The 12665-nt window shown below is 73.4% G+C and carries 11 protein-coding genes and 1 riboswitch; of the genes, 9 read left to right on the plus strand and 2 right to left on the minus strand.

Annotation, left to right across the window (positions count from 1 at the left end):
• Positions 1-122: 122 nt before the first annotated feature.
• Together trpD and ACS04_RS10515 are read left to right on the plus strand one after the other, a co-directional pair.
• Entirely contained in the window at positions 123-1214 is a 1092-nt protein-coding gene (gene trpD / locus ACS04_RS10510) for an anthranilate phosphoribosyltransferase (RefSeq protein WP_048476299.1), read from the plus strand.
• A gap of 135 nt (positions 1215-1349) precedes the next feature.
• Positions 1350-1466: riboswitch (SAM riboswitch) on the plus strand.
• A 259-nt stretch (positions 1467-1725) separates the two neighbouring features.
• Positions 1726-3111, plus strand: a complete 1386-nt coding sequence (locus tag ACS04_RS10515) for an aminotransferase class V-fold PLP-dependent enzyme (protein WP_048476290.1) — start codon at positions 1726-1728, stop codon at positions 3109-3111.
• 20 nt (positions 3112-3131) lie between these two features.
• Here the strand turns inward: ACS04_RS10515 and ACS04_RS10520 are convergent, their stop codons facing one another.
• Positions 3132-3413: an Lrp/AsnC family transcriptional regulator gene (locus tag ACS04_RS10520; RefSeq protein WP_008738815.1), complete on the minus strand. Its 282-nt coding sequence runs from the start codon at positions 3411-3413 to the stop codon at positions 3132-3134.
• On the minus strand, positions 3410-4144 hold the full coding sequence (locus tag ACS04_RS10525; protein ID WP_048476291.1) for a rhomboid family intramembrane serine protease: 735 nt from the start codon (positions 4142-4144) through the stop codon (positions 3410-3412). The genes ACS04_RS10520 and ACS04_RS10525 overlap by 4 nt, the downstream gene beginning before the upstream one ends.
• 115 nt (positions 4145-4259) lie before the next feature.
• Between ACS04_RS10525 and ACS04_RS10530 the strand changes: the two genes are divergently transcribed.
• The 7 genes from ACS04_RS10530 to ACS04_RS10560 all read left to right on the plus strand — a co-directional run bounded on the left by ACS04_RS10530 (position 4260) and on the right by ACS04_RS10560 (position 12582).
• Complete coding sequence (locus tag ACS04_RS10530; protein WP_008738811.1) at positions 4260-4499, plus strand: hypothetical protein; 240 nt, start codon at positions 4260-4262, stop codon at positions 4497-4499.
• 40 nt (positions 4500-4539) lie between these two features.
• Positions 4540-5904, plus strand: a complete 1365-nt coding sequence (locus tag ACS04_RS10535; protein ID WP_048476292.1) for an NYN domain-containing protein — start codon at positions 4540-4542, stop codon at positions 5902-5904.
• 254 nt (positions 5905-6158) lie between these two features.
• Positions 6159-7190 carry a C40 family peptidase gene (locus ACS04_RS10540; RefSeq protein WP_048476300.1) on the plus strand — a complete coding sequence of 344 codons (1032 nt, stop codon included), beginning with the start codon at positions 6159-6161 and terminating at the stop codon, positions 7188-7190.
• Positions 7191-7430: 240 nt separating this feature from the next.
• The gene (locus tag ACS04_RS10545) at positions 7431-8480 is read left to right on the plus strand and encodes a C40 family peptidase (RefSeq protein ID WP_048476293.1); all 1050 of its coding nucleotides are present in this window, start codon (positions 7431-7433) and stop codon (positions 8478-8480) included.
• Positions 8481-8516: 36 nt separating this feature from the next.
• On the plus strand, positions 8517-9659 hold the full coding sequence (locus ACS04_RS10550) for a hypothetical protein (RefSeq protein WP_048476294.1): 1143 nt from the start codon (positions 8517-8519) through the stop codon (positions 9657-9659).
• A 57-nt stretch (positions 9660-9716) separates the two neighbouring features.
• Complete coding sequence (locus ACS04_RS10555) at positions 9717-10859, plus strand: glycosyltransferase family 4 protein (protein WP_048476295.1); 1143 nt, start codon at positions 9717-9719, stop codon at positions 10857-10859.
• Positions 10860-10965: 106 nt separating this feature from the next.
• Positions 10966-12582 carry a GMC oxidoreductase gene (locus tag ACS04_RS10560; protein ID WP_048476296.1) on the plus strand — a complete coding sequence of 539 codons (1617 nt, stop codon included), beginning with the start codon at positions 10966-10968 and terminating at the stop codon, positions 12580-12582.
• Positions 12583-12665 lie beyond the last annotated feature (83 nt).

Below are 12665 nucleotides of genomic sequence, written 5' to 3' on the forward strand. Positions count from 1 at the left end.
GATCCAGGTCGGTCCGGCGTCGCCACGGCAAGAGCCCCGTCCAGTGTCCGGACGGGGCTCTTTGCCGTCCCCGGGGCTGGATAGGGTGGACTCCTCAGTGTCGACCGATGCAGGAGCAGACCATGCGCGGACAGAGTCAGGCTGACGCCGGCGGGGTGCCGGCCCTCCCCAAGACTCCGTCCGGGGGTGCCCCCACGTGGCCCGGCGTCCTCGACGCCCTGCTGAGCGGCCAGGACCTGCGCGCCGACGAGACGGCCTGGGCCATGGACCGGATCATGCGCGGCGAGGCCACCGACGCCCAGATCGCCGGCTTCGCGGTGGCGCTGCGGGCCAAGGGCGAGACCGTCGCGGAGATCAACGGCCTCGTGCGGTCGATGTACGACCACGCCAACCTGATCGAGGTGCCGGGCCGGACGGTGGACATCGTCGGCACGGGAGGCGACGGGGCCAAGACGGTGAACATCTCGACGATGGCCTCGATCGTGGTGGCCGGTACGGGCGCCAAGGTGGTCAAGCACGGCAACCGGGCCGCCTCCTCCGCGAGCGGTTCCTCGGACGTGCTGGAGAAGCTCGGCGTCAACCTCGACCTCACCCCGGCGCGGGTGGTCGAGGTCGCGGAGGAAGCCGGCATCACCTTCTGCTTCGCGGTGAAGTTCCACCCCGCGCTGCGGCACGTGGCGGCGGCCCGCAAGGAGCTGGGCATCCGGACCACGTTCAACTTCCTCGGCCCGCTGACCAATCCGGCGCGGGTACGGGCGCAGGCCACGGGCGTCGCGGACGCGCGGGTGGCGCCCATCGTCGCGGGCGTGCTGGCGGAGCGGGGCTCCTCGGCGCTGGTGTTCCGCGGTGACGACGGCCTGGACGAGCTGACCACGACGGCGACCTCCCGGGTGTGGTGGGTCCGCGACGGCCGGGTGGACGAGCAGCCGTTCGACCCGCGCGACGTGGGCATCCCGCTGGTCGAGGTCTCGGCGCTGCGGGGCGCGGACGCCTCGTACAACGCGGACGTCGCCCGCCGGCTGCTGGCCGGCGAGAGCGGCCCGGTGCGCGAGGCGGTGCTGCTGAACGCGGCGGCGGCCCTGGTGGCCCTGGAGCCGGGCGCGGGCTCCCTGGAGGACCGGATCCGCGCCGCGATCGCCCGCGCCGCGGAGTCCATCGACTCGGGCGCGGCCCGGGCGGCCCTGGACCGCTGGGTTTCCGCCAGCAACGCGTAGCGGTCCGCCGAGCGGCGTTCTGAGCGGTCTGCCCGAGCGATCCGCCGGGCGGCCGGTCCTTTCCGGCCAAGGCCCCGGTCCACGATGCGGACCGGGGTCTTGCGCTCGGGGGATCTTGTGGCAGGATGCTCACCAGGTCACGAGTGACAGCGTTTTGGCCCCGGCTTGCTGTCCGGCAACCCTCCTTCCGTGGCGGGGTGCCCCGGGTGATGACCAGGTCGCAGGCAGAAAGGCCTGCGGCAAGCGCGGATCCCTCGACACCAGGGGTCCTGGTCTCTCGAGGAGCTTTTCCGTGAGCAAGCGAATGCGATAGGGCGTCTCCGCCCCTTCTTCACCCTCCGTGCGGTCCCCAGCGATCCGCGCGTCGAGGCCACTCCCGTACCTGTGGCACATGTGCGTCCGCACACGTCTGCGCACCCGTGCGCTGCGCCCGTTCCGCGACGGCGTGCGGCGCGCACCCGGGTACGGGCCGTCCGAAGCCATTCAGCCTGTCCTGCCGGGAGATACCGCCATGTCCACGTACCCGAACGCCGCCGCCACCACCGTGTCCGACTGCGCCGACCCCGCCTGCACCGCCCCGCTTCCGGTCCTCGGCCGGGACGTCACCGTCCCGCTCGTCACCGGCGGCGAGGTCACGTACGCGGCCCTCGACTACGCCGCCAGCGCCCCGGCGCTCCAGCGGGTCTGGGACGACGTCGCCGCCTACGCCCCGTACTACGGCAGCGTCCACCGCGGCGCGGGCTACCTCTCCCAGCTGTCCACGGACCTCTTCGAGCAGAGCCGGGCGACGGTCGCCGAGTTCCTCGACTGCCGGCCCTCCGATCAGGTGATCTTCACCCGGTCCACCACCGACTCGCTGAACCTGCTCGCCGCCGCGCTGCCGGCCGGCTGCCAGGTGTTCGTGTTCGAGACCGAGCACCACGCCTCCCTCCTGCCGTGGGGGGACGCGCAGGTCACCTACCTCGACGCGCCGCGCACCCCGGCCCAGGCCGTGGAGATCCTGGAGCGGGCGCTGGCCGGGCGGGACCCCCAGGGCCCCGCCCTGGTGTGCGTGACCGGCGCCTCCAACGTCACCGGTGAGCTGTGGCCGGTGAAGGAGCTCGCCGCCGCGGCGCACGCCCACGGGGCGCGGATCGTCCTGGACGCCGCCCAGCTGGCCCCGCACCACCCCGTCTCCGTGCAGGAGCTGGACGTGGACTGGGTGGCCTTCTCCGGGCACAAGCTGTACGCGCCGTTCGGCTCGGGCGTGCTGGCCGGCCGGGCGGACTGGCTCCAGCAGGCCGAGCCGTACCTGGCCGGCGGCGGCGCCTCCCGGAAGGTCGCCCGCCGCGAGGACGGCGGCGTGGACGTCGAATGGCACACCACGGCGGCCCGCCACGAGGCCGGCTCCCCGAACGTGATCGGCGTGTACTCGATCGCCTCCGCCTGCAAGGCCCTGGCCGAGGCGGGCTTCGAGGACCTCGTGGCCCGCGAGCGCCACCTGATCGCCAAGGTCCGCGCGGGCCTGGCGCAGGTGCCGGCGGTGCGGATCCTCTCCCTCTTCGGGGACGACGCGCCGAGGGTCGGCGTCATCTCCTTCGTGGTCGAGGGCTGGAACAGCTCGCACTTCGCGGCCGCGCTGTCGGCGGAGTACGGGATCGGCGTCCGCGACGGCCTGTTCTGCGCCCATCCGCTGGTGCGCACCCTGCTGGGCAGCGAGCCGCAGGCCCAGGGCGAATGCGGGGCGCCCGAGGCGGCCCCGGGCGACCTCTCCCTGAACGCGATCCGCGTCAGCTTCGGCGCCGGCACCCCGGACGAGCACGTGGACCGCTTCGTCGGCGCCGTGCGGGAACTGGTCTCCTCCGGAGCGAAGTGGCAGTACCGCACCGAGGACGGCCGCTGCGTCCCGGCCGTATGAGACCGGGGGCGGCAGGCGGCCTACGCGTCGAGGCCGATCGCGAAGGCCGCTTCGAGGTCGTGCTGGGAGTAGGTGCGGAAGGCCACGTGCGTGTCCGTCGCCTCGACGCCGGGGATCTTGCTGATGCGGCCCGGGATGATGTCCGCGAGGTTCTCGTGGCGGGCCACGCGGACCAGGGCGATCAGGTCGTACGTGCCGGTGACGGAGTAGACCTCGCTGACGCTGTCCAGCGCGGCGATCGACTCGGCGATCTCGGGGATGCGGTCCACGCTGGTCTTGATGAGCACGATCGCGGTGATCACGGCTGGCTGTCTCCCTCGGTGGCCGTCGCTGGTCGCTTCACTCTAGTCGCACGCCGATAGCGCACCCACGCGTAGGCGAAGCCGAGCGAGAAGCCCACCAGGTGGGCCAGGTACGCCACCCCCGGGCCGCTGCCCGCGCGGTGCGCGGCCACCCACTGGAGGGCGAACCAGAACAGCAGGACCATCCAGGCAGGGAAGCGCAGCGGCAGGAACAGCAGGAACGGGAACAGGCTCGTCACCCGTGCGCGCGGGAACAGGCACAGGAAGGCCCCCAGCACCGCGGAGATCGCGCCCGAGGCGCCCACCAGCGTCTGCGCGGAGGAGGCGTTGGCCGCCGCGTACGCCGCCAGCGCCAGGTAGCCCGTACAGACGTAGAACACCAGGAACTCCTGCCGCCCCATCCGCTCCTGCGTCATCACGCCGAAGACGTACAGGAACAGCATGTTGCCGAGCAGGTGCAGCCAGCTGCCGTGTACGAAGAGGGCGGTGAGCGGCGTCAGCAGGGCCCGCGCGGAGCCGGTGAAGAGCTCGTCCGGTACGACGCCCCAGTGCCGGAAGTACGCGGTCCCCGTCTCCAGTAACCGCTCGCCGGTCCCGTACGAGGGATTCAGCCCCGAGGCGGGGCCGAAGAGGAACACCACGCAGCAGCCGGCGATCAGCGCGTGGACGACCACCGGGCCCCGGGCGGTCTCCTGGAGGACCTGCCACCTTACGATCAGGCGATCGAGCATGACCCAGACGGACCCGCCGAGAGGACCGGCAGGCCGTAGGGTTACGTGCTGCGGTCCGCCGATTGACGCGGACGGCGGCTTTAATTGAATGAGCTACGAAGGAGAGAGCGGCCTGATGACGGTTCCCCTGCCGACCGACACCACCCGGTGGCGCTGCACGCTGTGCGGCAACCTCACGCGTTTCGACGTCACTCGTTCGTCGAAGGTCGTGGAGTACGTCCACCTGGATCTCGCCGGGGAGCCCAAGGTCGAGGAGCGCGAGGTGGTCAATGAGACCATCGAATCGGTCCGCTGCCGCTGGTGCAACGCGGTGGACCAGATCGAGCTCGTGGACAGGCCGGGCGCGGACTCCTGACGGAGCCCCGCCCACAGGTGAATGACGGTAGGGGTGACGGATTGTGGAGCCAGCAAGCGGCGCTGAGCCGGCCGACGCGGCCGGCGACGCCGCCGAGGTGCTCGACCGCCCGCTGCCGGAGGGCGTGCGGCGCCGGGTCGTCGCGCTCGTCTCGGACGCCTTCGGCGCGCTGACGGTCGCGGACCTCCCGGCGCAACTGCGCCAGTACGCCCGGTTCACCCCGACCCGGCGCGCCAAGTTCGCGGGCAACGCCATGGCCGCGGCGGTGGAGGCGGACGCCGTCTTCCGGGGGCGCGTCGCCGAGAAGCTGCGCGAGGCACAGGCCGAGCTGGCCGGTGCCCTGGAGTCCGGCGCCCCGCCCGCCGCCGCGGACCCGCTGGACGTGGCGGCCGCCGCATACGTCCTGCGCCCGGTCGGCTGGGTGAAGCTGGTGGCCGCCGCCGGCGAGGAGGCGCAGCGGGCCGACGCCGAGCGGGTCGGCGAGGAGACCCGGCGCGAACTGGACCGGCTGCGCGAGGAGCTGGCCCAGGCGCGCGACGCGCAGCGCCTGGGCGGCGAGACGGTGCGGACAGAGCTGGACGCGGCGCGCAAGGAAGCGGAATCGCTTCAGCGCAAGCTGCGCAGCGCGCAGAGCGACGTGAAGCGGGGCGAGGCGGCCCTGCGCAAGGTCACCGCCGAGATCGACGGGATCAGGGGCGAGGCGGCCGCGCAGGTGGCCGCCGCCGAGAGCGAGACCAGGCGCCTCAAATCCCGTCTCGCAGAGGTGGAGACGGCGCTGGAGACCTCCCGCCGGGCCACCCGCGAGGGCCGCAGCGTGGAGGACATGCGGCTGCGGCTGCTGCTGGACACCGTCCTGGACGCCGCCCAGGGTCTGCGCCGCGAGCTGGCGCTGCCGCCCGTCTCCACGCGGCCGGCCGACACCGTGGAGGCGGTGGAGCCGGGCCGGATGACCCCGAAGGACATCGCGGCGCGCGCCCTGTCGGAGACCGATCCGGCGCTGCTGGACCAGTTGTTGGCGCTGCCGCAGGCCCATCTGGTGGTCGACGGGTACAACGTGACCAAGACCGGCTATCCGACGATGCCGCTGGAGAAGCAGCGGCTGCGGCTGCTGGGCGGGCTGTCGATGCTGGCCGCCCAGACGGGCGCGGAGATGACGTGCGTCTTCGACGGCGCGGAGCTCGCGGCCCCGGTGCTGCTCGCGCCGCCGCGCGGGGTGCGGGTGCTGTTCTCCAAGCCGGGCGTGACGGCGGACGAGCTCATCCGCCAGCTGGTGCGCGCGGAGCCCCCCGGCCGGCCGGTGGTCGTGGTCTCCACGGACCGCGAGGTGGCCGACGGCGTGGCGAAGGCCGGCGCCCGGCCCGTGGCGTCCGCTTTGTTGCTGAAGCGGCTTTCGCGCGTTTCGTAACTCCTCGGTGCAATGCCCGATTTGGCAGGGGCTATAGGGAACGTACCGTCAAGTGCCCTGCACGGAGCGTGGGCTGTAGGTAAAGAAGCTGGTCGGCGGCGAAGTTTTTTGCCGACAGGATTTGAAGTGATCACAGCGAGGTCACTAGGGTCGGGTCAAACCTTCGTGCGGTAGGTCACTCATTCGGGGTGCCGGCGGAGGTGTCGCCGAGTCACGTTCTCTTCGGCGGTTCCAGGAAGAAGGAGCTCGTCTCCGTGGCGTCCCACCGTCGACCCAAGCAGCCGACCCGCACGCGTGTGACCGTGCTGACCGCCACGGCCGCCGCGGCCGTCGCCCTCTCCGCACACGGCGCCTCCGCCGCTCCGGCACAGCCGAACAAGGACGAGGTCAAGGCCAAGGTCGACGCCCTCTACGAAGAGGCGGAGCAGGCCACAGAGAAGTTCAACGGGGCCAAGGAGCGCCAGGACACCCTGGAGAAGGAGATAGGCCAGCTCCAGGACCAGGTCGCCCGCGGCCAGGACGAGCTCAACCAGCTGCGCAGCACGCTGGGTTCGATGGCCAGCGCCCAGTACCGCACCGGCGGCATGGACCAGTCCGTCGCCCTCTTCCTCTCCGGTGACCCCGAGACCTACCTCGACAAGGCCTCCACCTTGGAGCAGTTGAGCGGCAAGCAGGTCGAGGCGGTCCAGAAGATCCAGGCCAAGCAGCGCTCGCTCGCGCAGCAGCGGCAGGAGGCCGCCGGCAAGCTGGCGGACCTCGACGCCACCCGCAAGGAGCTCGGCGAGAAGAAGAAGGCCTCGCAGGACAAGCTCACCGAGGCCCAGGCCCTCCTCAACACCCTGACCGCGCAGGACCGCGCGGCGCTCAAGGACGAGGCGAAGAAGGCGGGCGGCAGCGCGGCCGAACAGGCCGAGCTCAGCAACGTCAAGGGATCCGGCCGGGCCGCGGACGCGCTGCGGGCCGCCGTGACCAAGAACGGCATGGCCTACGTCCGCGGCGGTACCGGCCCGACCGCCTTCGACTGCTCCGGCCTCACGCAGTGGGCCTACCGGCAGGCGGGCATCGGCATCGGCCGCACCACCTTCGACCAGGTCAACGACGGTGCGAGGATCAGCCTGAGCGCGCTCCAGCCCGGCGACCTGGTCTTCTACGGGAACCTTCAGCACGTGGGCCTGTACGCGGGCAACGGCAAGGTGTTCCACGCCGCCAACCCGACCGCAGGCGTCCTGTACGGATCCCTCTCGGAGTTCGAGCGCAAGGGCGGGTTCGGCGTCCGCGTCAGCTGACCTCGCCCCGCGTCCCCCGCGCCGCGCCGCACACCGCCCATCCGGGCGAATTCCGCGGCCCCGCTGTGACCGCACGCCCCACCGGTGACCTGCGTCTCCGGTGGGGCGTCGTCGTGTCCGCCCGCGGGGGGTCGTTGGCCGGTGCGTGGCGGCGCGGTTACTGTCTGCCAGCGCGGAACCCGGCACACGGCCGTCCACGGGGGCGGATCCGGTCCCGCGCAGCGGAAGGGAGCGGTTCCCATGGCGTCCCATCGTCGGCCAGGACTCGGCAGCCTCGACAGGAACTCCAAGGTCACCGTCCTGACCGTCGCCGCGGCCACCGCCACGGCCGCGGCAGCCCTGACGGGCGCGACGGCCACCGCGGCGCCCACCCTGCCGCAGGAGCCGGCGGGCGGTGCCCGCGCCCAGGTCGACCGGCTCTTCGAGGAGGCCGAACAGGCCACCGAGCGCTACAACCGCGCGGGCGAGCGGGCCGAGAAGCTGCGCACCGAGATCGACCGGGCCCAGGACGCGCTCGCCCGCGGCCAGGACCGCATCAACACCATGCGCGGCCTCCTCGGCACCTTCGCCGGAGCCCAGTACCGCTCCGGCGGCATCGACCCCACCGTCGAGCTGATGCTGTCCGGGAACCCGGACGAATACCTCGACCGGGCCTCCCAGCTCAACCGGCTGACGGACCGGCAGACCTGGCAGCTCGACGAACTGCGCCAAGAGCAGCGGCGGCTGGCCCAGCAGCGCCACGAGGCCGCCGGGAAGCTCGCCGAACTCGACGCCGTCCGGGCCGACGTGGCCCGCCAGAAGCGCGCCGTCACGGCCAAGCTGGCCGCCGCCCGCCGGCTCCTGGGCGCCATGCCCAGCCAGGAGCGGGCCGAGTTCGAGCGGGCCTCGCGCTCCGGCGGGCGCTCCGACGGCCTGCCCGAGCCGAACGCGCCCGGCCCCTCCTCGTCCCGCGCCGCGACCGCCGTGATGGCCGCCCGGGCCGCGCTCGGGCGCCCGTACATCTGGGGCTCCACCGGGCCCTCAGGCTTCGACTGCTCCGGGCTGATGGTGTGGTCGTACCGGCAGGCGGGCGTCTCCCTGCCGCGCACCTCGCAGGCCCAGCGGTACGCGGGCCGCCAGGTCCCGCTCTCGCAGGCGCAGCCGGGCGACCTGGTCACCTACCGCTCCGACGCCAGCCACGTCGGCATGTACGTCGGCAACGGCCAGGTGATCCACGCGCCGTACCCGGGGGCGCGGGTGCGCTACGACCCGGTCGGGATGATGCCCGTCTCCTCCGTGACCCGTCCCTGACCCCTGCGCCGCGCGGGGCGTGCGTACGATCGTCGGATGCCCCCGGTTCCCCGGCCCCTCCCCGTACGCGTCCTGCCGCTCCTGCCGCTCCTGCTGTGCGTGCTGCTCGCGGCGTGCGGGGCGCCCGCGGTACGCGACCGGGCCGAGGGCGACGTCCGGGAGGCCGTCGCCGCCTGGTCGCTGACCCCGCCCGCGCAGCTCGCCGGGATCCCGCTGGAGGGATGGGCGTACGAGGTCACCGCGGTCCGCAGGGACGGCGACCGGGCCACCGCCCGCGCCGCCCTGCGCTACCGGCTCACCGGCTACGACGCCGCCCCGGCCGACTCGGCGCGCGAGGTGCTGCTGAGCCGGGACGGCGCGGACGGCGGGCGGTGGCACGTCACCGGCGACCGGCCGGCGCCGGGCGCGCTGCCGCAGCTGTGGGACCAGGGGCCGGTGGAGGTGGTCCGGGGCGCGCACGCGCTGGTGCTCGGCGTCGGCCGCCCGGCGCGGGACCTCTCCGACATCGCGGCGGAGGCCGAGCGGGCCGTGCCCGCGGCGAGCGCCGCCTGGCCGGGCACATGGGCGGGCCGGGTGGTGGTGCTGGTGCCGGGCTCCCTGGAGCGGATGGCGGAGCTGCTGGGGCGGCCGGCCGCCGAGTACCGGGGCATGGGGGCCGTCACGACGGGCCGTGCGGGCGCCGCGAAGGCCCCCGCCGACCGGGTCGTCGTCAATCCGGAGGGCTGGGCGGAGCTCAGCGCGGCGGGCCGGGGCATCGTCTTGACCCACGAGGTCACGCACGTGGCCACCCGGGCCGCGACCACCGCCAGGACCCCGCTGTGGCTGTCGGAGGGCTTCGCGGACTGGGCGGCGTACCGCGGCGGCGCCGTCACCGCGCAGCAGGCCGCCCCGGCGCTGGGCCGGGCGGTCCGCGGCGGGCAACTGCCCGCGACGCTCCCCGGCGACGCGGAGTTCGCCTTCGGCGGCGACCCGCAGGCGCTGGCCCGCGCGTACGAGGGCGCCTGGCTGGCCTGCCGGCTCATCGCCGCCAAGTGGGGCGACGCCACGCTGGTGCGCCTGTACGAACGGGCGGGCCGCGAGCCCCTGGCGACGGCCCTGGCGGACACCATCGGCGGGGATCCGCCCGGCCTGACCCTGGCCTGGCAGGCGAGTCTGCGCCAGGAGCTGGGCGCGCCGTAGGGGCGTGCGGCGGCTGGGGCGGGGCCGCGCGGGGGCGTCCGGTACTGTCGGCAGGCGATGCACAAGACCCTGATCGTGACCAACGACTTCCCGCCGCGACCGGGCGGCATCCAGGCCTTCCTGCACAACATGGCACTGCGGCTGGATCCCGACCGGATCGTCGTCTACGCCTCCACGTGGAAGCACGGCGCCGAAGGCCGCGAGGCCACCGCCGCCTTCGACGCCGAGCAGCCCTTCCCGGTGGTCCGCGACCGTACGACCATGCTGCTGCCCACCCCGCGGGTGACCCGGCGGGCCGTCGGACTGCTGCGCGAGCACGGCTGCGAGTCGGTGTGGTTCGGGGCGGCGGCCCCGCTGGGGCTGATGGGCCCCGCGCTGCGCCGCGCCGGGGCCTCGCGGATCGTGGCGACCACCCACGGGCACGAGGCCGGCTGGGCCCAGCTGCCGGCGGCGCGGCAGCTGCTGCGCCGGATCGGCGAGGGCACGGAAACGCTGACGTACCTCGGCGAGTACACGCGCTCGCGGATCGCCTCGGCCCTGACGGACCGGGCCGCGGCGCGCATGGTGCAGCTCCCGCCGGGAGTGGACGAGAAGACCTTCCACCCCGGGTCGGGCGGGGCCGGGGTCCGGGCCCGGCTGGGGCTGACGGACCGGCCGGTGGTGGCCTGCGTCTCGCGGCTGGTCCCGCGCAAGGGCCAGGACACCCTGATCGAGGCGATGCCGCGGATCCTGGCCGCGGTGCCGGACGCCGTGCTGCTGGTGGTCGGCGGGGGCCCGTACGAGGCGGACCTGCGGGAGCTGGCCGTCTCCACGGGGGTCGCGGACTCGGTGGTCTTCACGGGCGCCGTTCCGTGGGCCGAACTGCCCGCGCACTACGGCGCCGGGGACGTCTTCGCGATGCCGTGCCGGACCCGGCGGGGCGGACTGGACGTGGAGGGCCTCGGCATCGTCTACCTGGAGGCCTCGGCGACGGGCCTGCCGGTGGTCGCCGGCGACTCGGGCGGGGCCCCGGACGCGGTGCTGGAGGGCGAGACGGGCTGGGTGGTCCGCGGAGGCGTCCCCGAGGACGCGGCGGACCGCGTGATCGCGCTGCTCCGCGACCCGGAGCTGCGCCGCCGCATGGGGGAGCGGGGCCGCGCCTGGGTCGAGGAGAAGTGGCGCTGGGACCTGCTGGCCGAGCGCCTGCGCGCCCTGTTGTGACCGCCGGGGCCGCAGGGCCGTGATCCTCCGCCACACCTGACTGTTCCTCAGATGTCTGTCAGCGCCGCCTCTGGGTGGACGGCCCGATTCCGCCCATGATGCGGCCATGACACCTCAGCTGACGCGCCGTCACTTCCTGGGCATCGGCGCCCTCCAGACCGCCGCGGCCCTCGGCTTCACCCGTATCGGGCTCCAGTCGGCGGCAGCCGCCGAGCCTCCGGCAGCCCAGTACGCCCCCGCCATCGTCGTGGGTTCCGGCTACGGCTCGGCCGTGGCCGCCCTCCGGCTCGGCCGGGCCGGGGTCCGGACCGTCGTCCTCGAAATGGGACGCCTCTGGAACACCCCGGGCCCGGACGGCAAGGTCTTCCCCTCCACCTCCGCGCCCGACCAGCGCTCCATGTGGTTCCGCACCCGCACCGAGGCCCCGCTCGCCCAGTTCCTCTGGCTCGACGTCGTCAACCGGGACATCAGCCCCTACCCCGGAGTGCTCGACCGCGTGAACCACGGCGACATGTCCGTGTACGTCGGCCGCGGCGTCGGCGGCGGTTCCCTCGTCAACGGCGGGATGGCCCCCACCCCCCGGCGCTCGTACTTCACCGAGGTGCTGCCCCGGGTCGACGCCGACGAGATGTACGGCACCTACTACCCGCGCGCCCGCGCCATGCTCGGCGTGGGCGACATCGACCCTGCCTGGTTCGAGTCCACGGAGTGGTACCGCTTCGCCCGGATCTCCCGCAAGCACGCCCACAACACCGGCCTGAAGACCACCTTCGTGCCCAACGTGTACGACTTCGCGTACATGCAGCGCGAGGCCGCCGGCACCGCCACCCGCTCCGCGCTCGCCGGCGAGGTCATCTACGGCAACAACTTCGGCAAGAAGAGCGTCGACAAGACCTACCTCGCGGCCGCGATCGGCACCGGCAACGTCACCATCGAGACCATGCAGCGCGTCGTCGGCGTGCGTCAGGACCCGGCCGGCGGCTACGTGGTCACCGTGCAGACCAGCGATCTGACGGGGAAGGTCACCCAGGTCAGGGAACTCGGCTGCGCACAGCTCTTCCTCGGCGCCGGCAGTCTCGGCACCACCGAGATCCTGCTGCGCGCCCGGGAGCGGGGCACCCTGCCCGGGCTGAGCGACAAGGTCGGGCTCGGCTGGGGCCACAACGGCAACATCATGACCGCCCGGGCCAACCACCTGTGGGACACGGTCGGCTGCAACCAGGCCACCATGCCCGCCCTGGGCATCGACGACTGGGACAACGCCGCCAATCCGGTGTTCGCCGAGATCGCCCCGCTGCCGATGGGCTTCGAGCACTGGATCTCGATGTACCTGGCCATCACCAAGAACCCCGAGCGCGGGCACTTCACGTACGACGCGGCCACCGACTCGGCGCGGCTCAACTGGCGCCGCGACCAGAACACCCCGTCGGTCCAGGCCGCCAAGAACCTCTTCGACCGGATCAACCGGGCCAATTTCACGATCTACCGGTACGACCTGTTCGGCGACAACAGGAACTTCGCCGACAACTTCACGTACCACCCGCTCGGCGGCTGCGTCCTCGGCGACGCGACCGACGACTTCGGGCGCGTCAAGGGCCACCGGGGGCTGTACGTCGTCGACGGCTCCCTGATCCCGGGCTCGCTCGGGGTGAACCCGTTCGTCACCATCACCGCGCTCGCCGAGCGGAACATGGAGCGGATCCTCGCGCAGGACCCGCGCTAGACGAGTAAGTCCGAAGTGCTCGGGTCAGTGGTCGTAGGCGATCAGCGAGCGGGTGGTGGGTGTTCCCGTGTGCCGGTTGTGCC

The organism is Streptomyces roseus, from assembly GCF_001044425.1.
GTDB classification, from domain to species: domain Bacteria; phylum Actinomycetota; class Actinomycetes; order Streptomycetales; family Streptomycetaceae; genus Streptomyces; species Streptomyces roseus.